This window comes from Rhodococcus sp. IEGM 1366 (assembly GCF_033142425.1).
In the GTDB taxonomy this organism is placed as follows: Bacteria; Actinomycetota; Actinomycetes; order Mycobacteriales; family Mycobacteriaceae; genus Rhodococcus_F; species Rhodococcus_F globerula.
Genome location: NZ_JAWLRZ010000005.1, coordinates 553953 through 575280, shown reverse-complemented (window position 1 = coordinate 575280; position 21328 = coordinate 553953). Strand labels below are relative to the sequence as shown.

Below are 21328 nucleotides of genomic sequence, written 5' to 3'. Positions count from 1 at the left end.
TCGGACATGTTCCAGAGGGTGTGCGCGGTGGCTTCGGTGTGGAGGGAGACGAAATCCCAGAATGTGTCGTGTGCGCTCTGTGCTTGCGGGATCTCGCGGTCGGGATGTGGTTTCGCGGCATGGATGATGTCGGGGAATTTGATTCCGTCTTGGATGAAGAAGACCGGGATGTTGTTGCCGACCAGGTCGAATGTTCCTTCGGCTGTGTAGAACTTGGTGGCGAAGCCGCGAGTGTCTCGGACTGCGTCTGCCGAGCCGCGTGAGCCGAGCACTGTGGAGAAGCGAACGAATACGGGGGTTTCGACTCCTCCGCGGAGGAAGCCTGCCTTGGTGACCTTTTCAGCGGCACCGAAGGCGCGGAACACTCCGTGGGCGCCGGCGCCGCGGGCGTGGACGACGCGCTCGGGGATCCGCTCGTGATCGAAGTGGGTGATCTTTTCCCGTAAGTGGTGGTCCTGGAGCAGAGTTGGGCCGCGTTCCCCGGCTTTGAGAGAGTGGTCTGTGTCGTAAAGGCGGGCACCCTGTGCGGTGGTCAGATATTCACCCTGCTGTCCACGCGCGTAGTCAGGGCCGTCGACGACTTCGGCTGTCGCCGTGCGCAGTTGAGGGGAGCGTTGATCGTCTTTCGGGGGCAACGGAATGCGTGGCTTGACCGGTTCCTCCAGCGGCGGAGTCGCCTGGCCGGGCGCTCCGGAGATCGGAGGGCTCTTTTTAGAGATTTTTTTGGACACGATGACTCCTCGATTCTCTGTCAGAAACTTGTCAGAAATATGTGTCGTGGAGAGAGCGCGGGAGCGCACTTTGCGGTAGGGCTTGTTCCGTTCCCGATGAAGTGTCGGTACGGGGTGAACCTCGACGAATGGATCAATCGCGGAAATTTTGGCTCGCCCGCATTTCACTCCGTCAGCGATGCGTGTTGCTGTTCAGCCCAGTGGTACGGGCCAGTGATGTTTTGTGGATCAGCGAATATCGTTGGAATCCCCGAACGCTGCCTATTTCTGATCATCTCGCAAGTCGGGTACGGTGCGGTAGCTTGTCCAAGAAAACCTTCCTGCGGTGCGGGTATCGCCTCTGGTCCGCTCTATCGCGAGTGTGGATCGGTTGCAGGTCCTTGTGTGGTGGCGCCGCCCTCGTCGGACCAGGTTTCGCCGCCGGAAGGATCCGATTGCACGTCCCCCGCTGCGTTTTCGCTGCTGGGATCTGTGTGGACAGTCTCGATGTCGTCGGGTGGACCCTCGCCTGTACGTGCTTGCTTGTCGGTCAAAGTACCTCCGGGGTTCATCTCGGCTCGTCGGCCGAGGGGAATCGACTATCGTTGCTGCCGTCCATGTTTCGCGCCTGGCATTCAGTTATTCGAGATGCGACGATGCTCGACGTGTCTCATGCGCGAAGTGGCTGAAGTTCACATCGGGTCCTCGTGAGTGAGAGCCCGGTAGCTTTTTGCGCCAGCTCGGTCCACTGCTGCTTTCACGACGGCGAAAACTGCTCCCTGGAGCGCCGCCGCGATCAGGACTTCTTTGCTCGATCTGTTGAGATCTTGCGGGTCGGGGGCTTTTTCGTCACGCCCGACGCGCTTCCAGATCTGTTGAAACACCGCTCCAGCGGCGATTCCACCAATCACGCTCGTTGCGAGGGAAAGCGGTTTGTACATTGCTTTGGTTATTGCGCTCATTGTGTGAATTCCTCCATTGATGTCGTTCTGTTAGAAGGAAGCGATCGCTGCGGCGCCGAGCGATGTTCTGCCATGATCGAACCCGGCAATAAGCGTTGCTGCCGTTGGAAGATGCGATGTTCGCGTTGCGTCACGGTTCCGGAGTTCTCCTCACTTATCGCCGGTAGCTATCCGGCTGAACGCCGTACAACGGCGGGTTCAGTCTTGGCGCGCTTTGTCGGCTGACTCTTGGCTGATGAGTAAGTCTTCGGTGAGGTGTGGATGGTTGTATGCGCTCAGCCGTTTCTGCAGCACTGCAGCCACGTTCGCGCCGTCGTCAGTGCTCAGTCCCAGTATCGTGAATCGGACATACGTCTTCCTCTCTTGAGATGTCGAACTGTTCGCGCGAATGTGTGCGTGCAGTTGCGGCATCATCGCCAAAGATCGTCTCTGTCTGTTCAGCCGATGCTTGCGGCCAATTCCTTCGTCACGGGGTCCCCGAACATCGGGGCGATCCGGAACTCGAGCTCTCGGTGTTCACGGTTGAACTTCCGGTGTTTGATCCCGCCGGGCCGAGCGGACTGGATGTCGATCGCTGTCATCGTCCTCCTGAAGCCAAGTGTGCAGTAGCGGCAGTATGTGCAGTTTCAGGCGCTCTAAATCTATACCAGGAGAAGTAGATAATTGGCAAGCCTGGACGGGTGAAACTGGAGGCGAAAACGTGGTTTGCATCACCAGTTTTTGGGCCGTTGCCAGATGAAATGCTTGTTTATGTCGCATTTGGGGGGCAAAACTTCCCCTTCCCCTTCCGTGAAATCTGTGTCTGACGGGATAGATTTATTGCTGTCGATTGTGGAGCTCCGGATCGCAGATTGTGCCTGAAACGTCTGCAGTGACATTGGAGCGGTGCTGCTTGATGCCCTGCCGGTCGTGCAGTGCACATCGAGATTGGGGCGAGAAACGTGTTGCGCAATGGATTATCCGACAGTTTCACTGAGTAGGAAGAGTCTGCTGCGGAGCTGGCGGTGGACCCCAATTTCCACGGCGGGTTAGATGTTTCCGGCTCACCGATACAGCCGAACGTTATCTGGTGAAAAACACTCGCAATTGGGAACGTAGTCGCTGCGTAATCGCTTGCGCAGTCATAGGTTCGGCATTGATTGTCGGCGGTAGCCGAATGTCGACGCCACTCGCTGTAGTTGACACATCGACTGTGAGAGGTGAGCGGTGCCAGAGGCCGGGATTCTCCTCTGTGGCGAGTTAGTGCAGTCGGATGTGCGGTCCTTCGGAGTCGATATGGGCGATCGACAAGGCTGCGGGATCCGGCGCGGCCGCTACTGGGTAAGACGGTCGACTGTGCGGTAAGACTCGCGGCGGTGTGTTCTCGGGTGCCCGGCACCGGTGGCATTCGTCGATCGCCATATGTGGCGGGCTCACTATGTGCCGGCAGTTCGTCGGCCCGGATGATGGAGTGGGCTGGGAGTTCGAGTATTCTTCGATCCCGGTCGGGAGTCGGCGCTCCGACCTGCGCGTAGATGATTTTTATGGTGACACTGCGGGTGGAAGGAAGAATGGCAGTGGAGACATCGGAGAAGTCGGTTCTGGATGTTTATGGGCGGATTTCGCAGGTGGCGCGGACGGTGCACGGAACGCTTACCGGTGGTGTTATGGCACCGTCGGAGGTGCTCGAGGAGGTCGCCGAGGCTGCGGTGAAACTGCTCCGTGGTGTCGATCATGCGGGGATCACCTTGGTGCGCCGCCATCGTCCTGAGCATTTCGAGTCGGCTGCAGCGACCGGTAGAGTGCCGACGCGGTTCGACGAATTGCAGCACGAGCACGGTGAGGGGCCGTGTTTCGATGCGATCTGGTCTCGTCAGACGGTGCGGATAGTCGACGTGATTTCGGATCCGCGGTGGCCCGCGTTTATGACTGCGGTGCGGGAGCAGACTCCGGTTCGGTCTGTGTTGTCGATCCAGCTTTATACCGATGGCGACGAACTCGGCGCGTTGAACCTGTTCTCGGACAATGCCGGCGGGTTCGACGCCGAAACGGAGGAGCAGGCGATCAATCTGGCTACCCATGCGGCCATTGCGCTTTCGAGTGCACGTCGCGGTGAGCAGTTTCGCAGTGCGCTGGCCTCACGTGATCTGATCGGCCAAGCCAAGGGCATGCTCATGGAACGTTTCGACGTCGATGGCATAGCGGCGTTTCAGATGCTTCGAACGCTCTCGCAGGAGATGAACGTGTCCGTGCTCGAGTTGGCGAGAAGGGTGGTCCTCCGCGAGGTTCCGGTTGGTAACGAGTAACGCCGAATATGGGAAGTGCTTCGCTGGGAAATGTTGTGGCAGAGCAGTTTCGCTGCTCTCTGCCTGATGGATGCGTGGCCGGCGCCCCATCAGGCAGGGGGGCGCCTAGTTCGGCCCCGTTGGTTCGATTCTTTCAGGCCGAAATCGACGGCGTATCGGATCAACGTCTCGCCGAAGCGACACACCAAAGGCTCGTCGACGCTTTCGATTCTGCCCTCCGTTACCTTGAGGCTCTCGGCAACAAGTTGTTGCCGATGTTGACTTCGGGAGTATCAGCAGCCCCGCGACGTCACTCCCAGCTGATGTCGCCGGTCTCGACAATCAAAGCTGAGCGTCGGCCGATTAGTGCATCTGATTGATCCGCGTCGCAAGAGCTGCGTTCTCGGCCTCGAGTGAGAGGATCAATCCGATTCCGACTAAGTTCACTCCGTTGGCGATCAATTCGCTAATGCGACGTAGCGTGGTCAGATCCGCTTCGCTGTAGCGGCGGGTTCCGCCATCGGTGCGCGTCGGGGTCAACAACCCTCTTCGGTCGTAGAGCCTTAAGGTCTGCGGTCCGATGCCGGACAACTCCGACATCACCGAGATCCCGTACACGCCGCGCAGTGAGGGCGGTTGACGTTCGAAAGTCACGGTGAACCTCCTCATCGTAATCGGCTGATCGTAATGGGTTGTCACGAGACCTTAACATCTGTGACCATAAAATCTATATCTATGGGTGTAGATTTGGCCCAGTCGGTACTGGCTGACCTCCGGAGTTTCCTGCATTTCAGCTGTTCGGGGCGTGCATCAGTCTTTTCGGGAAACGTCTCGCCTAAGTTGTTGCTCTTTCGGGCATGCGAATTATCTGTGTTGGCCGATGTAGATTTAAAGAACGTGGATGCGTAGACGGGCGCTCGTACATCCCTTCACCTCGCGAACGCGATGACGGCGATCGACATCCCGTTCGCTCATAGCGGCGACGTTGCCTGGGGCAGTTCCACCGTGAACACGCCGGAACCCGCGCTAGGAATCGCCGCCAAGATATTCGGGCATCCCGTATCAGAAGAGTTGACCGTGGATATCGGCTGAGCGGGCGGCCGAAACAACACGATGGCCGGTTTTTGCGGCTAACGCCATATCTCGCTGATCCGAGGCCGGGTTCGCAGGTCCAAATCTTCGCAGGTCCAAATCTCTGAGGGGTTATCGCTCGAACGTTGTTTGATGGCTTCGAGAGCGGATCGACCGTCGGGGTCTCCATAGCGTGTCCGGGCGGGTGTGTTTCCCGATTTCGCCCGACCGGACGGCAGTCTCACGGAGAAGTGCCCGTTGAATGGCAAGTGCCCGTTGAATGGCAAAGTGCCGCCTATCGGTTCAGTCCTGCCCAATGCTCCTCCGCAACAGAAGTTTTGGAACCATGAAGGCAACTCGATGCCCACACCGACATGGGCCCAGCGCTGAGGTGATCGATGACGGAATCACGCTCGTTGGAATCGAACGATTTCTTGCTGGAAGCCGAGAATTCGATTCTGGCCGCGATCTCTCAGCTGAGCGACACGACTGACGACCCGGCTTGAGCTGGTGCCATGACATCGGTTGATGCGGTTGTATCAGGCCGTGCCATGTCACCGAAGTCTGCGTCCGCGACAATCTTGTTACCGTCGGCTTCGAGGCGGGTGAGTGCGGAATCGAACGCGTCTACGAGCCATGGGTCGGCAGCCTCGCCGAGCAGTGTGTCCGGTATCGATTCGATGTTGGTTTGAAAGACACGAACCGTCCAGGATCCACTTGTATCGGGCTCGTCCGAGAGGCCCCGGCCGGTGTTGGTGGCCAGGACGTAGCGGTTGTATTCGAGGTCGACGCGGATGGCGTAGTCACCGGCAAGATTGACCACGTTGGCGGGGCGATGGGTAGCGGTGGCCAATGCGATCAGTGCGTCGTTGTACTTTTCCGAGAATTTCTTCGTAAGGGGCATGGCTGTCCTACCTGTCTAGGCGTGGCCGTTGCAATATTGCAATGGCTGATGAAGACAGTTCGTTGCCGCGGCTTGACGAGGAACTATGAGCGATCCTATCTCAGGTAGACCGGATACACCCATGCTGCCAATCTTTGGGTGGTCAGAGATGCAGGTGTTCAGAGATGTGCTGTGGCGCTCAACCATGCACTCGTAGACCTACTCGAAGATGACGGCTACGCCCGTGGCGACGAGTTCCTCTCTGTTGCCTGTGCATTGTGGACACCATGACCACACCGTTTACCGTCACCTACGTCGAGCATCCCGGCCCGACCGCTGACAGCGGCTTGTGGAACCACGCGAACTTCGAGCGGGAACTGTTCAAGACGCTCATGGAAAGGCCTGGCGATCCGGCCGGTCTCGCACGACGTGGAATAGACGCGGTCTGCGCCCGGCTCGGACGACAAGCAACGGGCCGGCAAAGCGCCCGAGTCCGTCCATCGGTCCTGTGAATTGCGATAACGATCTGAATTGAAGAGTTTGCCGAGCAGACTAGCGTCCAGCGCTCGAAAAGCGCTGGACCGCAACCCGCGGGGGACATCACTATTTCAGGCCGCGAGACCCGTCTGCGGAATCGTTGAGGTGCATGGCTGTAAATCTGCGCCCGTTGGATATCGGGGGTCCGGCGGCTCAGAGTGTGGCGATCACTTACGGAACGAAAAAGGTTGCGACACCAGGGGTAATCGTTCCGGCCGCAGATAGAACCGCGACTGCGATTTGCCCGGTGCCGGTCTGCAGGGTCGCCTCGGCCGGGTATCCGTGCAGTCCGTCAGACAGTCGGGCGGTTCCGGACGTCCCGGTCGACAAGTTCAACCAGCGCACTTCCGACGAGAGCAGGCACCCCCACCGGCCTTCTTTACCTCCGGTGATCCTCAGCGTGCCCGCTTGTTCGCCGACCACGGCCACACAGCGGACCGCGGGTGCGTCGAAGCTGCCATTCGGGTTCCCGTACGGAGCCGGATCGATCTGGAACGGAACGGTGACTGCAGCGGAGGCCGCGGCTACCGGCGCCAGAGCCGAACCGATCACTACGGACGAGCAGATGGCCAGTCGGCGAACGAGATTCATTACGGTGCCCTCCAGCAGGCGGGAAATTAGGTGTCGCGCCCATCCTTCACCCGGACTGCAGTCGTGGCAAGGCGAGTCCGAGCTCTCGGATTGGAGAAGTTGGGTCGCTGGGTTACTGATCTGCCATGCTCCCGAATTGGTTTCCATCGCTTCCGAGTGTCGCGTAGGTTAGGTGATTTCCGTTGTTTACCCAGCACTACACCTTTCGTGACGAGACCCTCACCGATACGTCGTTCCAGTGGGCGCCGTGGTTGCAATGTTTGTTCTGCTCGGCCCGTACTTCGCATGGTGGTTTTTCCGTATCTGGCGTACGGCACGAATCGTTGTTGTCGCCGCACCGGATTTGTTGGTTATCGTCGCGGCCAAGCTGGGATGGCTGGTGAAGCTACCCGGTGGCACGCGAGTTTTCCTCTCGCTCATCAATGTCGGCGGCCCGTGGTACCAGTTCGAGGACGGCTCGTAGCAAAACCAGGTCAATCAGAGCAGTGTTGCGCCGAAGTCGGTCAGGTCCGGCTCTCAGTTCAGTATCCGACGCAGCTGTCTCGCCTGGGCCGCGAGTTCGCCTGTTGCGGTGAATAATTCGGTCTCGTCGACGCACAGCGTGTCTGTTGCCCACACGGTGCGATGGCGCAGGCGGTGCCACGGTGAATCCGACGGTGTGGTGGGAGCAAAATGTGCGCTGAACTCGACGGTGGGAATTGCAACAGGCATCGTCAGGGTCGCAAAAAGCCCGGGCGGCAATGCGTCGAGTAGGACTGCAGAGCGCTCTGCCGTCGTGAAATCGAGATTGTCGAGCAAACGAATCCAGACATCGAACTCGGGGGAGTCGCCACCTGCAAACGGTCGGGCGGCGTTGATCGGGCGAATGTCGAGATGCTGTGAGAACGGTACGAAGTCGATCGGTATCTCGAGGCGTGGCAGAGTCGACGGGTCGTCAGAGGCCGGTTCCACTGATGAGGTCGTCCGGACTGTGTGGCCGACATCGCGCGCGAGACGAACGAGCGCGGTAGCGGAATCGGCAAGTGCGACCCGGCAACTGACGGTACGGCCGCCATGCACGTCATCGACTGTCAGGGCGGCTACGCCGGGTGGGACCGGCCGATCGAGGTGCGCGCTGACCGCGGCAGGCGAGGCGCCGGTGGCGTCGACTGCTGCTCGGATCATGCTCGCGACGAGGAGGCCACCATGGATTCCGTCGAAACTCTTCCAGCTCGCCTCGAAAGTGGCGCTGTGCGATGTCGTGGTGGTGACAGTCATATCGAGGGCTCCCGTAGTTCGGCTGACATCTGACTTGTGCTTTCTATAGTCAGAACCCTAAGGTCTGACTATGGTAATTACAAGCCAGGCCTAGGTGGATATGAACCTACTGATCCACGGATCGGGCGCGCTCTCGAGGATGTGATCGGTCTCGTTGATACTGATACTGACGGATATTGCTGATGGCGCAGTATCTTCGCTTTCGCGTTGGCTTCGTACGTGTCGGTCGACGCACCGCGAACTCGGCTCGGCGTCGGCAGTTGCGGATTCGAAGCAGACACTTCGCTTTACGTATCTCTCGACTGTCCTGCTGGTAGGCCTTGTGCTCAACAGCCTGTTCGGCTGGTCCCAGATCAGATTGCGGCGTTGGCGATCGCCGTCTTCGCTGCGAAGGAATGCGTCAGGGGGAGGTCTATCAGTCGAGTACGTCGAAGACTGACTGATACCAAGGCTGACCGTGTGGACCTCGACCCCCGACGCTCGTGACCCCAAATTTCTCACACCGACGATCAACTGCCAGGTGCGCCTAGATCACGGCTCCGCCGCTCAGTACGCTGACCAGTCCGATCGCGATGAACGCCACTACGTAAAGCGGACCCCTGATGGGGTCTCCGGCACTTGCTCCCTCGTGAAGCCAATTGAGAATGTCGATGGAACCCATATGCACACTCCTGCTCTCGTTTGGACGACCATTCACGGATTCAATCGCCCCCACATTCGCCAGTGTTACTCATATCGGACAAAATCGACTCCAGTCACCCGCTGGCTCAACGTCTCTCGAACGTAGTGTGCACGTACCCGTCGAGTGTGTGGGTTGTCTCAGAGCCCGGTGAACAATGCCTGGTCGGGATCTTCTGATCCGATCACCGCGGGAGTGACCATGGGGAGATCCCCGATGACAGCGTTGTTGTCCGATACCTCGATCAGGTAACCCGGTGTGGTCCTCGAACTGTCCTGTTGCCCCCGGGCACCACCCATCGCGCCTGCTCCACCACCCATCATGGCGCCTCCTGGGCTCGTGCCGGTCACTGCACCACCAGCAGTTCCCGACGGCGCAAAGGGGGTAGGGGATTGGCTGGTCGACGAAAGGGGTTGTAGCGCTGCAATTCCTGAAGGTCCGACGATGCCACCGCCACCTGAGGAGGCTCCGAACGTTCCGCTGCCCGCGCGCGTGGTGGCTGCGGGCCCGATTGCACCACCCGCACTTCCGAGTTGGTGTGAGACGCCTGCGCCCGAAGCGGCGAACGGATTTCCAGTGCCCCAGAGTTTGTCGACGCCCGAGTTCAATGCCGTTGCGGCGTGCGCTGCGCTGGTCTGCGCCGGTCCGGATGGTGTGGCGCCGGCTGCTGAACCACCGGTGGCGGACTGTAATTGTGTGGCTCCACCGGTAGCGCCGTCCATCAGCTCTGATGCTTGTTGGGCGAGCGGTGCAGCTGCAGCGAGTGCATCGCTGACTGGTGGTGCCGGAACCGGGATCGAACCGGCAAGGGAGTTCATCGTGGCAGTGTGTGCGAGCATTTCCGAGCGGGTTGCATTTACTGCTGCGATGGCCGCCTGCATGTGTTCTGCCGCTGCCGCGAGCAGCATGGCCTGCCCGGGCGGGGTCAACGCTATCGGCGCTGCCGCTACCACTGCCGAGGCAAATGATTGTGCGATGGTCGCCAATTGAGCGTTGCCACGCTGCACGGATTCCGCCGCTGCAGCAGTGGTTTGGGAGATTGCATTCCCACGATCGCTGAGCTCTGATCCGCTGCGTTGAGCTACCTCGTTGATCTGTGTAGCGGCCTGGTTACCTGCGCCGCTCCATGTTTGGCTCACTGAGGAAAGCCCCTGTGTGGACAGTCCGGCTGCCTTGTCGATGAGTGCACTGGCCGAACTGAGGACGTTGACCGGATCAACACCACTGAAGACCCCCGAACCGAGGCTCTGCGCAAGCTGGATCAGCGGTGTGAACAGTTGGTCCACGCCGGGCAGGGACGGCAGTGAAATTCCTTGCATGATCAGATCGGCGGCGCCCTGCGGGAGTTCCGGCGTGGGCGGCGCTATGAGGAAATCAGGAATCGCCGAGTTCTCGACGGGCTCGGGCAGTTCCAGGCCGAGAACGGGTGCAAGCGCACTGCCCTGGAGAAACTCGAGAACCGTCGTAGGGTCGTCAGGAGTGCTCATGCAAGGTCCCCGTTGGTGGCAGCGGTACGTCGGAGGTCGGCGGCGCCCGCCTGGTCGGTGCCGTCGTATGTGCTCGCGGCCGCACCGGCCGTCGCAGAAGTTCCGGCATAGTACGCGGCAAGTGCCGCAACGTCTTTGGTGTGCGTCGCCTGTGCACGTGCGAAGGCTTCGAGGAACTCGAGTCCGACGGGCCCGACTGCCGGTGCTACGGCTGCGAGGTTGGCGTTCAGATCCATTACCGCGGCGTGGGCAACCTGACCGGCAGATTCTGCTGCTGTAGTGCCATACGTGCGGATGTCGTCGGTGACGACAGAAAGCTCGCTCATCATTACCCCCGTAGTTGGTAAGCGTCTTCGCAGGACTCTAACGGAATGAATAGATCGAGTGCATGTTCGTGTGCCCCGACGCCTTTGAGAGACTGAACCCATGAAAACTGCCTCGGACGTTATTGCCCGACTTGCGTCCGATCCCAGTCGTGCCGGATTGGTGATGGACTTCGACGGGGTTCTCGCTCCGATAGTCGACGATCCGGCCGCGAGCGCTCTCTTGCCGGGCACCGCCGAGGTACTCGACGCGCTGTCTCGTCATCTCGCAATGGTGGGCTTGCTTTCCGGTCGTCCCGTCTCTTTCCTTCGTGAGCGGGTGCCCGGCGAGAATGTTGTCCTCATGGGCTCGTACGGAGTCGAGACGTGGGTTGACGGGGAAATTCGAGTGTTGCCGGCCGTAGCGCAGTGGAAGCCGGCGGTTGCCGAGGCCGAGGCCGAACTACGGCGATTGTTTGATGCCGCAGACGTCCCGGGGATTCATGTCGAGGGGAAGGGGCTTGCCGTCGCTGTGCATTGGCGGCAGGCACGCGAGAGAGTTGCCGCTGCGGCGTTCGTGGAGCATGTGGTGCGTGAGGTCGCAGCGAAGACCGGGCTGCGCCGCGAGCCGGGCAAGCTCGTCGAGGAGTTGCGCGCTCCTGTAGACGAGGACAAGGGGACGGGATTGCAGCGGGCGATCCGGGCGGCTGGCGTCGATGCGGTGGCATACGCGGGTGACGACCGGGGTGACTTGCCGGCATTTGCGGCCGTGTTGGCGCTCGGCGGCGACGCATTGGTAGTCGGCGGCGTCGACATCGCGCCGGAAGTTGCCGCAGTCGACGGGGTTGCGTTCAGTGATCCGGAAGAGTTCTTGGTGTGGATGAAGGACCTGGCGACGGTTCTCGATGCACAAATTTGATAACAAGGCCGTGATTTCCGTGCGGCGAGTCACAAAAAGTCTGTGATGGTCGTCACGTAACGGATGGATAACGATCGGTATGGTTGAAGCTCGAATCAAACCTCCGACCTGCAATTTTCTGCCGATTTCGGGCGGGCTAATGATACGGGCGTGCCAAAAAATTGCCCCGTGACCTTTCCGTGACCATCGCCTAGCGTCGTTGGCAGTCCGAAACAGCCGGACAAACACCGGCCCGCAACTGCGTGCTTCTGCCCCGCGGGTCCGGTACTCCCCAAACCTTCGCGGGGCAGGAGTGAAACAGGCGAGTCGTTCGATACGGCACACATGTGCCAGGTCCGATGTCGTCCGCGGTAGCGGAGAGGATTTACCTGATGACCAGCATTACTTTCAAGCGCGCCCTCGGCGCAGTTGCAACAGCCGGCGCAGTAGTAGCCATCCCGCTCGCGATGAGCACCGGCACCGCCTCCGCAGCCGGCCACGACTGGTCCGGAGTCGCGAACTGTGAGTCCTCCGGAAACTGGGCAGCCAACACCGGAAACGGCTTCTACGGCGGCTTGCAGTTCACGCAGAGCACGTGGGAGGCATACGGCGGATCGGGCAACGCTGCCAACGCAAGCCAGTCCGAGCAGGTCCGCGTCGCCGAGAACGTTCTCGAAGGCCAGGGCGTCGGCGCATGGCCCGTGTGCGGCCAGTACCTGACCGGCGGAACCACCGCAGCCACCTACCAGGAGGCTTCTGCACCCGTCACGGCTGAGGCCAGCGTCGAATCCGCTCCTGTTGCCACTACCGGCGGCAACTACGTGATCCAGGTCGGCGACACCTTGTCTTCGATCGCTTCAGCTCACGGCATCTCGCTCGACGCTCTTGCAGGTCAGGTCGCAAACATCAACCTGATCTTCCCGGGACAGAGCCTGTCCGTCTAACCACCCTTGTGGTTGAACACTTCTGAATGTGTCCGGAGCGATTGCGCTCCGGACACATTCGGCGTTTGTGCAGTTCGGATGTATCTACGGTTCGATATCCGGTAGCGCGGACGCTGATGCCTCGTACTCGAGTCGGCGTTGCACCCCGGCTACTTCTCTCACCGCATTGCCGAGCAGGCTGCGCGAGAGGGGAGTGAGGTCCGCAACCACGACCTCGTCGGTGGGCATCATGCCGGCGGCAAACTGATCCGTCTGGTGACGGACTCGGATCTGCTGGAGAACCTCGAAAGACTCGATGAGCACCCGCGTGTCGTCGGCGGGGAGGAAACCGGTGTCGGAAGCAACCTTCAGGCGTTCGACGGTGGTGCTCGTACGTGCGCCTACGGACGTGCCGGCCCAGCGTGCGATATTCACGATCGGTTGCACAGCTGTGGATTTCAGGTTGACGGTACCGGTACGGCGTGTCACCACGTCCCGCAACGAATGTAGTTTTGCCTTCTCGCCCACGGCTTCTCGAAGTAGTAGTCGCATGACGGCCGGGTTGAGGCGTAACTGATCCAAGGCTTCGGGCCTCGGATCGAGGGCAGGATCTCCGGCAACAACGCGGGCGTCTGCCAGCATCGACAGCATGACGAGGGCCTGGTCCTGGTAGGGATTGGCTACCCACTTGCGTAAGGCGCGGCGCCACTGCGGGAGCGTACGTGCGAATCGTGCCTGAGTTGCGACCGCGTTCTGCGCGTCGCGAGGGAATCCACACCGGTCGAGAATCTCGTGGATCCGCTGCGCCGCATCCGCACCTTCGCGGTGCGACTCTCCGCCCCACACCAACGCGCTGTCGATGTCCGACGACGGCAGAGCCTCGCGCCGGGCCGCGCTGCCGAGTGACAGCCAGGCAAAGTCCGGGCGTTCGTCGCCGCCCACCACCAGTTCGATTGCGCGCCGCACCGTCACGTCGATCAAGACCGATAGCGTGCCACTGATATCGATGGGTGAGACCCGTGCGTCGACCAGGCCGGTGACCAGCTCAGGTACAGCTCGGGCCGTGGCAATGAGTTCGACGTCGGTCTTGGCAGTCGCAAGGGCGGCGCGAAGTTCGAAGCCCTGATTTGTTGCCGACGTCAGAAGGTCGCTCAGTTCGAGCACCCCCAGAAGTTCGCCGGACGCCGTGACGACGGGAAGGTGGCGCAATCCGTGTTCGAGCATGTCCGTGACAGCGTCGGCTCCGAGTCGATCAGGATCCACCGTCACGGCAGACGGCGTCATCACCGTGGAGACCGGGCGAGCGCTGTCGATTCCTCCGACAACAACTCGGCTGCGCAGATCGCCCTCCGTGAAGATCCCGTAAGTGCTTGCATCTGTGGGAATTACGACGGCTCGACGCCCGGCTTCGGTCATCAGTACAGCGGCATCGCGGATGGAGGATTCCCCGGAACATACAATTGCCGGTCCCCGCAACAGATCTCGTACCGCACGCATGGCTGGGTTCGGTACCGAGATTCGCGCGGTGTAGCCCGTCATGGCTCCATTGTCGCAGGCATGTCCGATTGATCGTCATGTCGGTCGCGGCGTCACAGGCCGCCAAGGCGTGCGAGCGCGTCGAGCGCGACGTCGGTAGTGCGCCACAGTGCGTCGATCTCCTGTTCGGTGCCGGCCTTCGTATACGGGTTCTGTAGTGCAAAACCGTTGGTCAACGTGATCGTGTTGTACCCACTGTCGGCGGCCCTGAGTAGAAGCTGGGACGGTTCGGAGTTACCGGTCAGCCGATCGAGCCCCTCACCGACGAAGTAGAACCGCCACAGTGGGCCCAAGTCGGCGCCGTATTCGGCTTTGGTGTCGGAAACTATCGAACCGCCTTTTGTCGCGATGGAATCGACGATCTTGTAGAAATCGGGGATATCGACGGGCTGGGTGGTAGCGGTGGCCACGGTGTAGGCGAGATCGACTGTGAGGTGTGCGTTGTAGCCTGCCATGGCGACGCGCGCGGGACTGATGTCGCATTGGCGCGTCAACAAGTAATAGTTGCTCCATGCGGGATCGGTAGGAGCGCCGGTGAATTCGGCGTGGATATTGGTCAGATAGCGGCGTAATAGTTCGTAACTGACTGAATTCGACCAGGATCTGTTGGTGAATGCGGCCGGATCGCGCTGCAGGGGCATGACTGCCTCATGCTCGACGGCATCGAGCCCGATCGAGAAGAGTCCGCGCCAATCATGATGTGATACAAGGATTGTGGTGATTTGGTGATGCCGGTCGACTGCGGATTCCAAGCGTTCGAGGCCTTCTTCGTGCAGCGTCGATACGTCGCTGAGGTACGTAATTCTTTCGACCTCGCCGGCAGTCAGTGGAGTTCCGCAGGCTATGGATAGATTCTTGCCCGGATCCGCAGCTACGGATCCGGGCAAGAGTAGAGCGAATGTGAAACTCAGTGCGATCGCTGTGGTCACGATTCGGCTCGATTTCATCGGCTCACAGTAGTTGAACCGATTCATGATTGCCGGGTTGGCAATCAGCTCAGAACTGCAGTCAGCTCAGCACTGCAGTCAGCTCAGAACTGCGTCGGCTTCGATCTCGATGAGTAGAGCGGGGTCGATCAACGAGCTGACCTCGAGGATTGTCGTAGCCGGACGGATGTCGCCGAATACTTCACCGTGAGCGAGTGCGGCCTGCTCCCACTGCGACATGTCGCGCAGGTACATGCGGGTGCGGATGACATCGCCGAGCGAAGCGCCGGCTTCTTCGAGTGCGGCCTTGATGGTGTCGAGGGCGGCACGGGTCTGGTCGTTCAGGGTTTCGCCGGGGGCGGTGGTGCCTGAAACCGCAACCTGATTGCCGATGCGGACGGCGCGGGAGTAACCGATCTTCGGTTCCCATTCGGAACCGGACGAGATGTTGATTCTGTTGGACATGGCGTTGATTCTGCCAACAACTGATCGACCGTGGTGAAGCACGGGTCGCTTCCACGGTTCATCTTGACATAGCATAGAACAAGTGTTCGACTTGGGGTTATGAGGTGGTCGGGTCAGGCATTGGATGCAGACGACGGAGCGTTGCCCGGGCTCGAGCGAGCCGGGTTGGTCCGCTCGGTGCAGACGCCTGAGTTCGAGGGCATCACGTTCCATGAAGTGCTCTGTAAGAGTGCGCTCAACAAGATGCCGGAAGCATCGACGTTGCCATTCAACTACACGGTCAATGCGTTTCGCGGTTGTTCCCATGCGTGCCGGTACTGCTTCGCGCGGCCGAGCCATGAGTACCTCGACCTCGACGCCGGCCGGGACTTTGATTCGCAAGTTGTCGTGAAGACCAACGTTGCGGCGGTTCTGCGCAAGGAATTAGCGCGAAAGTCATGGAAGCGTGAACCCGTAGCGCTGGGCACCAACACCGATCCGTATCAGCGGGCCGAAGGCCGATACCGATTGATGCCCGGCATCATTCGAGCGTTGACGGAATCCGGTACGCCCTTTTCGATCCTTACGAAAGGGACTTTGCTGCGCCGAGATCTGCCGTTGCTCAAAATGGCTGCCACCCAGGTCGATGTCGGGATCGGAGTGTCGCTGGCGATCAACGATGCCGTCTTACAGAAGCAGATCGAACCTGGCACACCATCGCCGCGCGCTCGACTGGAGATGATCCGGGCAATCACCGACGCCGGATTCTCGTGCAACGTGATGGTCGCGCCGGTCATCCCGTTCCTCACAGATTCGAGCCAGCACCTCGACGAACTGTTTGCCGCACTCGCCGACGCCGGTGCCACCGGCGTGACGGTCTTTCCGATGCACCTTCGCGGCAGTACGCGCGGATGGTTCCTGAACTGGCTGGCGCAAGAGCATCCCGCGCTGATCCGCCGGTATCGCGAACTTTACGGGCGCGGTGCCTACGTCACGCCGGAGTACAAGAGTTGGCTCAAGAAGCGCGTCGAACCGCTGGTGGAGCGTCATGGATTGGCGGGACCCTCGCAGCATCGTGAGCTCGAGGGTCCACGGGTTGAACGCGAATTGGTCGGTGCCGGAGCGGCATTGACGCTTTTCTGAGAACGCTGCTTGGTACGGTCAGGCATGAACACTCCGGTGGTGATCGACTGGTTACGGTTTCGGTGGTTTGTGCCGCCGAGGCTGGGAGAAACCATCCGTTGGGGATTGTCGTGGAACCCTGAGAGTCCGCGGAGGTGGGCTGCGTTGGAGCCGACCTGGTCGTGTGTCGCGGACGTTCGCCGAAGTTCGAATCCGATAGTGCGGCGGTTGACTGCAGACCCGGATATTGATGTGGTACAACAACCTTCGATCGGCGGTGCGGGCAATCTACAGTTCACGTTTAACGCTGATCTACCGATTCCGTCGCAGATCGAGGTATCCGGTGCGCTGCATCTACGTGCGGGCACGATGCGGAAGAATTCGAATGCGTCGCAGGCCTGGCAGGATTTCGACGCGGACGCCGTTGCTACAGGAGTTGTTCGTGGACTTCGACTCGTGTCCATCGTTTCGGATATGCAGCCTGATCCGCGGCAACCGCACGGTTCGCGCTGGGGGTGGGCATCGATGCAGTTCGTTTCCGGGACCGAACAGTTCTACGAGTTGGCGCACCCGCCGCAGGGACTGCGTTCCTATCAACTAACAGACCGGGAGTGGGGGCCACGCCGGGAGGATTTCTTGGTGGTCGACCTCGAGACGGATTAGATCGCGTAGCCCGGAAAATACGTTGCGCGAGGTAACGATCGTGAGTAGCGTCGGTTCGGCTTGATTCAACTGTCGAAATGGAGTTCCACCGTGCTGCCGCTCACCGAACGCGAAATTCGCGCGTCGTTCGTGAATTGTTCGAAAGGCGACGCAAAACGATTGCCGGTACCACGGGATCTCGAGAAGCGCCCATGGGAAGACCTGGATTTCTTCGGTTGGAACGATCCGACCATGCCCGGGCGGGGATATCTGGTGATCCCGCAGGGCGACGAGTTAGTCGGCATCGCCCTCCGATACCAAACCGGCAAATCAGGTCGCGCGCAAATGTGCACGATTTGCCTCACGACGCACGGCAGCGGGGGAGTATCACTGCTGACCGCCGCCAAGATCGGTGAGGCCGGCCGACGCGGCGACACAATCGGCACCTATATGTGCACTGACCTGGCCTGTCCGCTGTATGCGCGCAACAAGCGGCGGCCGTCGGCAGGCAACCGGTATCAGGAAAATCTCACCGAGCAGGAGAAGGCCGATCGCGTGGTCACGAACATTGCTGCGTTTGTGGCCATGTTGCGGTCGTAGGTGCCTCGGAGCTAACACAGTTTGCAAACAGTGAGCACACGTTTCAGCGTGCCGGAAGCCGTGTCAGCTTGACCAAATCATTGTTCGCTTCCCCGCGGAAATCGGCGAGAACGTGCTCGGACATGGCACGATCGAACCTGTGACAAGTAGACCCGCGACTTCGCAACAACTGCGCGACCTCGCGCTTCTTCGGCGTGTTCGTGACCGGATCGATCGGGAGTACGCGCAACCCCTTGACGTGGAGGCGCTTGCCCGCGGAGTGAACATGTCGGCCGGGCACCTCAGTCGCCAGTTCAGGCTGGCGTACGGCGAGCCGCCGTATTCCTATCTGATGACGCGACGCATCGAGCGCGCCATGGCGCTGCTGCGTCGCGGTGATCTCAGTGTCACCGAGGTGTGTTTTGCCGTTGGCTGTTCATCGCTCGGTACCTTCAGCACTCGTTTCACCGAGTTGGTCGGCGTTCCACCGAGCGTCTATCGAGACGAGGCTGCCGGCGTGACCGAGGGCATGCCGTCCTGCGTGTCGAAACAGGTGACAAGACCGATCAGGAATCGAGAAGCGCCGGCCCCCAGCCGCAGATAGCGTGACATTCATGGACATCACCATTGCATCGAGTTTCCTTCCGCAGGACGACCCGGAGGCCGCCCTTTCCTTCTACCGCGACTTGCTCGGTTTCGAGGTCCGCCTCGACGTCGGCTACGACGGGATGCGCTGGATAACCGTCGGCCCGCCCGACCAGCCCAACACGTCGATCGTGTTGCATCCCCCGGCCGTCGATCCGGGTATCACCGACGAGGAGCGTCGCACCATCGTCGAAATGATGGCCAAGGGCACCTATGCCGGTATTCTGTTGGCCACCAAGGATCTCGACGGTACTTTCGAGCGGCTGCAGGCCGGCGACATCGACGTCGTCCAGGAGCCGACCGAGCAGCCGTACGGTGTTCGGGACTGCGCCGTCCGCGACCCAGCAGGCAACTTGATCCGCATCCAAGAGCTCCGCTGAGTCAACTGAAGAGAACCGCGGCCACCCACACAGGGCGACACTGTGTGGGTGGCCCTCACCTGAGAGATGGAGACATGATGAGCACGGCTGAAATGGCGGAGCGAGAGCTACATGTTGCGGACACCCACGACCTGATCCGCGTGCAGGGCGCGCGCGTGAACAACCTCCAGGACATCAGCGTCGAAATCCCCAAGCGCAGGCTGACGGTCTTTACCGGTGTCTCGGGTTCGGGCAAGAGCTCATTGGTGTTCAGCACCATCGCCGCGGAGTCGCAGCGGATGATCAACGAGACGTACAGCGCCTTCGTTCAGGGTTTCATGCCGACGCTGGCGCGGCCGGACGTCGACGTGCTCGACGGTTTGACCACGGCGATCATCGTCGATCAGCAACGGATGGGCGTCGACCCTCGCTCGACGGTAGGTACTGCCACCGACGCTAACGCGATGCTTCGCATTCTCTTCAGTCGTCTTGGTAAGCCGCATATCGGTTCGCCCCAGGCATTTTCGTTCAATGTCGCATCAGCCTCCGGTGCGGGTGCGCTCACCGTGGAGCGCGGTGGCCGTCAGACGAAGGAACGGCGGACGTTCAGCATCACCGGTGGAATGTGTCCGCGTTGTGAGGGGCGCGGCTCGGTCAACGATTTCGACGTGACGGCGCTGTACGACGACACCAAGTCGCTCAACGATAGTGCGATCACTGTTCCCGGCTACAGCATGGACGGTTGGTACGGCCGGATTTACCGGGGATGCGGCTACTTCGATCCCGACAAGCCGATCAAGAAGTACACCAAGAAGGAACTGAACGACCTGCTCTACAAGGAACCGACGAAGATCAAGGTCGAAGGAATCAACCTGACGTACACAGGACTGATTCCGCAGATCCAGAAGTCGTTCCTGTCCAAGGATGTCGACGCGATGCAGCCGCACATCCGGGCGTTCGTTGAGCGGGCAATCACGTTCACCACGTGCCCCGAGTGCGATGGCACTCGGCTGAGCGAGGGTGCGCGATCGTCGAAGATCAAAGGCATCAACATCGCTGATGCGTGTGCGATGCAGATCAGCGATCTCGCGGAGTGGGTCGGCGGTTTGAAAGAACCGTCAGTGGCGCCATTGCTGACGACGCTCGGTGAAACGCTCGACTCGTTCGTGGAGATCGGCCTGGGCTATCTGAGCCTGGACCGGCCGTCGGGGACACTGTCCGGTGGTGAAGCTCAGCGCACCAAGATGATTCGCCATCTAGGGTCCTCGCTCACCGACATCACGTACGTGTTCGACGAACCCACGACTGGCCTTCATCCCCACGACATCGCGCGCATGAACGACCTACTGCTGCAGTTGCGTGACAAGGGAAATACGGTCCTTGTCGTCGAGCACAAGCCGGAGACGATCGTTATCGGCGATCACATCGTCGATCTCGGCCCCGGCGCAGGTGCCGCGGGCGGAACTGTCTGCTTCGAGGGCACCGTCGACGGCTTGCGGGCCAGTGACACGGTCACGGGACGTCATTTCGACGACCGAGCTGCACTCAAAGCGAGCGTGCGAAAGTCAACGGGCGCAATGGAAATCCGTGGCGCAACCTCCCACAACTTGCAGAACGTCGACGTCGATGTGCCACTCGGTGTGCTGGTTGTGGTGACGGGCGTCGCCGGGTCCGGGAAGAGTTCGTTGATCCATGGCTCGCTCGCGAAGCGGGAGGGAGTGGTGTCGATCGATCAGGGCGCGATCCGCGGTTCGCGTCGGAGCAACCCTGCAACGTACACCGGTCTGCTCGACCCCATCCGCAAGGCGTTTGCGAAGGCCAACGGTGTGAAGCCGGCGCTGTTCAGCGCCAACTCCGAGGGCGCCTGCCCCACATGCAACGGCAACGGCGTCATCTACAGCGATCTGGCGATGATGGCCGGCGTTGCGACGGTGTGTGAGGAGTGCGAGGGGAAGCGGTTCCAGGCCGATGTCCTGGAGTACAAATTCGGAGGGAAGGACATCAGCGAGGTTCTAGCGATGTCGGCCGCCGAGGCTGAAGAGTTCTTCGGTGACGGTGAGGCTAAAACCTTGGCCGCACACAAGATTCTGGTGCGACTCGTGGATGTGGGGCTCGGCTACCTCACCATCGGCCAGCCCCTCACGACGCTGTCGGGTGGTGAACGTCAGCGCATCAAGCTTGCCACGCACCTGGCCGAAAAGGGCGGCGTGTATGTCCTCGACGAGCCGACCACAGGCCTTCACTTGGCTGACGTCGAGCAGCTGCTCGGACTACTGGATCGACTCGTCGACTCCGGGAAGTCGGTTATCGTCATCGAGCATCACCAAGCGGTCATGGCACATGCAGACTGGATTATCGATCTTGGTCCCGGTGCCGGTCACGACGGTGGACGGATTGTGTTCGAGGGCACGCCGAGCGATCTTGTCGCCGATCGCTCAACCCTGACCGGCCAGCATCTCGCGTCGTACGTAGGCGCCTGATCACGAGGATTTGACCCTCTTTGTCCTGATC

At 60.5% G+C, this 21328-nt stretch carries 26 protein-coding genes; 12 read left to right on the top strand and 14 right to left on the bottom strand.

Annotated elements, in window-relative coordinates:
- The 4 genes from R4P64_RS18270 to R4P64_RS18255 all read right to left on the bottom strand — a co-directional run.
- Positions 1-719, bottom strand: a 719-nt coding sequence (locus R4P64_RS18270; RefSeq protein ID WP_317822097.1) for a catalase, incomplete at its 3' end; no start/stop codon positions are given.
- Between the two features lie 362 nt (positions 720-1081).
- Entirely contained in the window at positions 1082-1264 is a 183-nt protein-coding gene (locus R4P64_RS18265; RefSeq protein ID WP_141485870.1) for a hypothetical protein, read from the bottom strand.
- Positions 1265-1402: 138 nt separating this feature from the next.
- Positions 1403-1672: a DUF4235 domain-containing protein gene (locus tag R4P64_RS18260; protein WP_317822066.1), complete on the bottom strand. Its 270-nt coding sequence runs from the start codon at positions 1670-1672 to the stop codon at positions 1403-1405.
- A 437-nt stretch (positions 1673-2109) separates the two neighbouring features.
- Positions 2110-2253, bottom strand: coding sequence for a hypothetical protein (locus R4P64_RS18255; RefSeq protein ID WP_172935428.1), 144 nt, complete (start codon positions 2251-2253; stop codon positions 2110-2112).
- Positions 2254-3222: 969 nt separating this feature from the next.
- Between R4P64_RS18255 and R4P64_RS18250 the strand changes: the two genes are divergently transcribed.
- A complete protein-coding gene (locus R4P64_RS18250; protein WP_317822064.1) occupies positions 3223-3957 on the top strand; it encodes a GAF and ANTAR domain-containing protein in 735 nt (244 codons plus the stop codon).
- A 342-nt stretch (positions 3958-4299) separates the two neighbouring features.
- On the opposite strand, the gene R4P64_RS18245 is transcribed toward R4P64_RS18250, so the two are convergent.
- Positions 4300-4590, bottom strand: a complete 291-nt coding sequence (locus tag R4P64_RS18245) for a MerR family transcriptional regulator (protein ID WP_033236145.1) — start codon at positions 4588-4590, stop codon at positions 4300-4302.
- 291 nt (positions 4591-4881) lie between these two features.
- Between R4P64_RS18245 and R4P64_RS18240 the strand changes: the two genes are divergently transcribed.
- A complete protein-coding gene (locus R4P64_RS18240) occupies positions 4882-5028 on the top strand; it encodes a hypothetical protein (RefSeq protein ID WP_317822063.1) in 147 nt (48 codons plus the stop codon).
- Positions 5029-5479: 451 nt separating this feature from the next.
- Here the strand turns inward: R4P64_RS18240 and R4P64_RS18235 are convergent, their stop codons facing one another.
- Positions 5480-5911, bottom strand: coding sequence for a hypothetical protein (locus R4P64_RS18235; RefSeq protein WP_051730679.1), 432 nt, complete (start codon positions 5909-5911; stop codon positions 5480-5482).
- 266 nt (positions 5912-6177) lie between these two features.
- On the opposite strand from R4P64_RS18235, the gene R4P64_RS18230 reads away from it, so the two are divergent.
- Entirely contained in the window at positions 6178-6402 is a 225-nt protein-coding gene (locus R4P64_RS18230) for a hypothetical protein (RefSeq protein ID WP_317822062.1), read from the top strand.
- A 196-nt stretch (positions 6403-6598) separates the two neighbouring features.
- Here R4P64_RS18230 and R4P64_RS18225 read toward each other — a convergent pair whose 3' ends face one another.
- Entirely contained in the window at positions 6599-7018 is a 420-nt protein-coding gene (locus tag R4P64_RS18225) for a hypothetical protein (RefSeq protein WP_116104379.1), read from the bottom strand.
- A gap of 247 nt (positions 7019-7265) precedes the next feature.
- Here R4P64_RS18225 and R4P64_RS18220 point away from each other — a divergent pair, with 247 nt between their 5' ends.
- A complete protein-coding gene (locus tag R4P64_RS18220) occupies positions 7266-7481 on the top strand; it encodes a hypothetical protein (protein ID WP_317822060.1) in 216 nt (71 codons plus the stop codon).
- Between the two features lie 53 nt (positions 7482-7534).
- Here the strand turns inward: R4P64_RS18220 and R4P64_RS18215 are convergent, their stop codons facing one another.
- The 4 genes from R4P64_RS18215 to R4P64_RS18200 form a co-directional block, all read right to left on the bottom strand.
- Entirely contained in the window at positions 7535-8275 is a 741-nt protein-coding gene (locus tag R4P64_RS18215; RefSeq protein ID WP_317540431.1) for a thioesterase family protein, read from the bottom strand.
- A gap of 526 nt (positions 8276-8801) precedes the next feature.
- Positions 8802-8936, bottom strand: coding sequence for a hypothetical protein (locus R4P64_RS18210; protein ID WP_255285223.1), 135 nt, complete (start codon positions 8934-8936; stop codon positions 8802-8804).
- 158 nt (positions 8937-9094) lie between these two features.
- Positions 9095-10441, bottom strand: a complete 1347-nt coding sequence (locus tag R4P64_RS18205) for a hypothetical protein (protein WP_317540430.1) — start codon at positions 10439-10441, stop codon at positions 9095-9097.
- Complete coding sequence (locus R4P64_RS18200) at positions 10438-10767, bottom strand: type VII secretion target (RefSeq protein WP_317540429.1); 330 nt, start codon at positions 10765-10767, stop codon at positions 10438-10440. The genes R4P64_RS18205 and R4P64_RS18200 overlap by 4 nt, the downstream gene beginning before the upstream one ends.
- A gap of 100 nt (positions 10768-10867) precedes the next feature.
- Between R4P64_RS18200 and otsB the strand changes: the two genes are divergently transcribed.
- Together otsB and R4P64_RS18190 are read left to right on the top strand one after the other, a co-directional pair.
- The gene (otsB, locus tag R4P64_RS18195; protein ID WP_317540428.1) at positions 10868-11662 is read left to right on the top strand and encodes a trehalose-phosphatase; all 795 of its coding nucleotides are present in this window, start codon (positions 10868-10870) and stop codon (positions 11660-11662) included.
- Between the two features lie 371 nt (positions 11663-12033).
- On the top strand, positions 12034-12585 hold the full coding sequence (locus R4P64_RS18190; protein WP_033236152.1) for a transglycosylase family protein: 552 nt from the start codon (positions 12034-12036) through the stop codon (positions 12583-12585).
- Between the two features lie 84 nt (positions 12586-12669).
- Here the strand turns inward: R4P64_RS18190 and R4P64_RS18185 are convergent, their stop codons facing one another.
- The 3 genes from R4P64_RS18185 to R4P64_RS18175 form a co-directional block, all read right to left on the bottom strand.
- Positions 12670-14103 carry a putative nucleotidyltransferase substrate binding domain-containing protein gene (locus tag R4P64_RS18185; protein WP_317540427.1) on the bottom strand — a complete coding sequence of 478 codons (1434 nt, stop codon included), beginning with the start codon at positions 14101-14103 and terminating at the stop codon, positions 12670-12672.
- A gap of 50 nt (positions 14104-14153) precedes the next feature.
- The gene (locus tag R4P64_RS18180) at positions 14154-15047 is read right to left on the bottom strand and encodes a DUF5995 family protein (protein ID WP_317822057.1); all 894 of its coding nucleotides are present in this window, start codon (positions 15045-15047) and stop codon (positions 14154-14156) included.
- Positions 15048-15125: 78 nt separating this feature from the next.
- Entirely contained in the window at positions 15126-15491 is a 366-nt protein-coding gene (locus tag R4P64_RS18175; RefSeq protein ID WP_033236255.1) for a RidA family protein, read from the bottom strand.
- A gap of 99 nt (positions 15492-15590) precedes the next feature.
- Here R4P64_RS18175 and R4P64_RS18170 point away from each other — a divergent pair, with 99 nt between their 5' ends.
- The 6 genes from R4P64_RS18170 (at position 15591) to R4P64_RS18145 (ending at position 21297) form a co-directional block, all read left to right on the top strand.
- Positions 15591-16613 (top strand): Rv2578c family radical SAM protein, encoded by a 1023-nt coding sequence (locus R4P64_RS18170; RefSeq protein WP_317540425.1) that lies wholly within the window; start codon positions 15591-15593, stop codon positions 16611-16613.
- A 207-nt stretch (positions 16614-16820) separates the two neighbouring features.
- Positions 16821-17255, top strand: a complete 435-nt coding sequence (locus R4P64_RS18165) for a hypothetical protein (RefSeq protein WP_317540424.1) — start codon at positions 16821-16823, stop codon at positions 17253-17255.
- Between the two features lie 90 nt (positions 17256-17345).
- On the top strand, positions 17346-17834 hold the full coding sequence (locus R4P64_RS18160; RefSeq protein WP_092808172.1) for an FBP domain-containing protein: 489 nt from the start codon (positions 17346-17348) through the stop codon (positions 17832-17834).
- A 139-nt stretch (positions 17835-17973) separates the two neighbouring features.
- Positions 17974-18417, top strand: a complete 444-nt coding sequence (locus tag R4P64_RS18155; RefSeq protein WP_187328577.1) for a helix-turn-helix transcriptional regulator — start codon at positions 17974-17976, stop codon at positions 18415-18417.
- Between the two features lie 10 nt (positions 18418-18427).
- Complete coding sequence (locus R4P64_RS18150; protein WP_033236256.1) at positions 18428-18838, top strand: VOC family protein; 411 nt, start codon at positions 18428-18430, stop codon at positions 18836-18838.
- A 77-nt stretch (positions 18839-18915) separates the two neighbouring features.
- Complete coding sequence (locus R4P64_RS18145) at positions 18916-21297, top strand: excinuclease ABC subunit UvrA (RefSeq protein ID WP_317540423.1); 2382 nt, start codon at positions 18916-18918, stop codon at positions 21295-21297.
- Positions 21298-21328: the final 31 nt, after the last annotated feature.

What these genes read in the sequence shown, in the direction of transcription:
- R4P64_RS18260 (WP_317822066.1), bottom strand. Translation starts at nt 1,672, where the DNA reads ATGAGCGCAATAACCAAAGCAATGTACAAACCGCTTTCCCTCGCAACG.
- R4P64_RS18255 (WP_172935428.1), bottom strand. Translation starts at nt 2,253, where the DNA reads ATGACAGCGATCGACATCCAGTCCGCTCGGCCCGGCGGGATCAAACAC.
- R4P64_RS18250 (WP_317822064.1), top strand. Translation starts at nt 3,223, where the DNA reads ATGGCAGTGGAGACATCGGAGAAGTCGGTTCTGGATGTTTATGGGCGG.
- R4P64_RS18240 (WP_317822063.1), top strand. Translation starts at nt 4,882, where the DNA reads ATGACGGCGATCGACATCCCGTTCGCTCATAGCGGCGACGTTGCCTGG.
- R4P64_RS18235 (WP_051730679.1), bottom strand. Translation starts at nt 5,911, where the DNA reads ATGCCCCTTACGAAGAAATTCTCGGAAAAGTACAACGACGCACTGATC.
- R4P64_RS18230 (WP_317822062.1), top strand. Translation starts at nt 6,178, where the DNA reads ATGACCACACCGTTTACCGTCACCTACGTCGAGCATCCCGGCCCGACC.
- R4P64_RS18225 (WP_116104379.1), bottom strand. Translation starts at nt 7,018, where the DNA reads ATGAATCTCGTTCGCCGACTGGCCATCTGCTCGTCCGTAGTGATCGGT.
- R4P64_RS18215 (WP_317540431.1), bottom strand. Translation starts at nt 8,275, where the DNA reads ATGACTGTCACCACCACGACATCGCACAGCGCCACTTTCGAGGCGAGC.
- R4P64_RS18210 (WP_255285223.1), bottom strand. Translation starts at nt 8,936, where the DNA reads ATGGGTTCCATCGACATTCTCAATTGGCTTCACGAGGGAGCAAGTGCC.
- R4P64_RS18205 (WP_317540430.1), bottom strand. Translation starts at nt 10,441, where the DNA reads ATGAGCACTCCTGACGACCCTACGACGGTTCTCGAGTTTCTCCAGGGC.
- R4P64_RS18200 (WP_317540429.1), bottom strand. Translation starts at nt 10,767, where the DNA reads ATGAGCGAGCTTTCTGTCGTCACCGACGACATCCGCACGTATGGCACT.
- otsB (WP_317540428.1), top strand. Translation starts at nt 10,868, where the DNA reads ATGAAAACTGCCTCGGACGTTATTGCCCGACTTGCGTCCGATCCCAGT.
- R4P64_RS18190 (WP_033236152.1), top strand. Translation starts at nt 12,034, where the DNA reads ATGACCAGCATTACTTTCAAGCGCGCCCTCGGCGCAGTTGCAACAGCC.
- R4P64_RS18185 (WP_317540427.1), bottom strand. Translation starts at nt 14,103, where the DNA reads ATGACGGGCTACACCGCGCGAATCTCGGTACCGAACCCAGCCATGCGT.
- R4P64_RS18180 (WP_317822057.1), bottom strand. Translation starts at nt 15,047, where the DNA reads ATGAAATCGAGCCGAATCGTGACCACAGCGATCGCACTGAGTTTCACA.
- R4P64_RS18175 (WP_033236255.1), bottom strand. Translation starts at nt 15,491, where the DNA reads ATGTCCAACAGAATCAACATCTCGTCCGGTTCCGAATGGGAACCGAAG.
- R4P64_RS18170 (WP_317540425.1), top strand. Translation starts at nt 15,591, where the DNA reads ATGAGGTGGTCGGGTCAGGCATTGGATGCAGACGACGGAGCGTTGCCC.
- R4P64_RS18150 (WP_033236256.1), top strand. Translation starts at nt 18,428, where the DNA reads ATGGACATCACCATTGCATCGAGTTTCCTTCCGCAGGACGACCCGGAG.
- R4P64_RS18145 (WP_317540423.1), top strand. Translation starts at nt 18,916, where the DNA reads ATGAGCACGGCTGAAATGGCGGAGCGAGAGCTACATGTTGCGGACACC.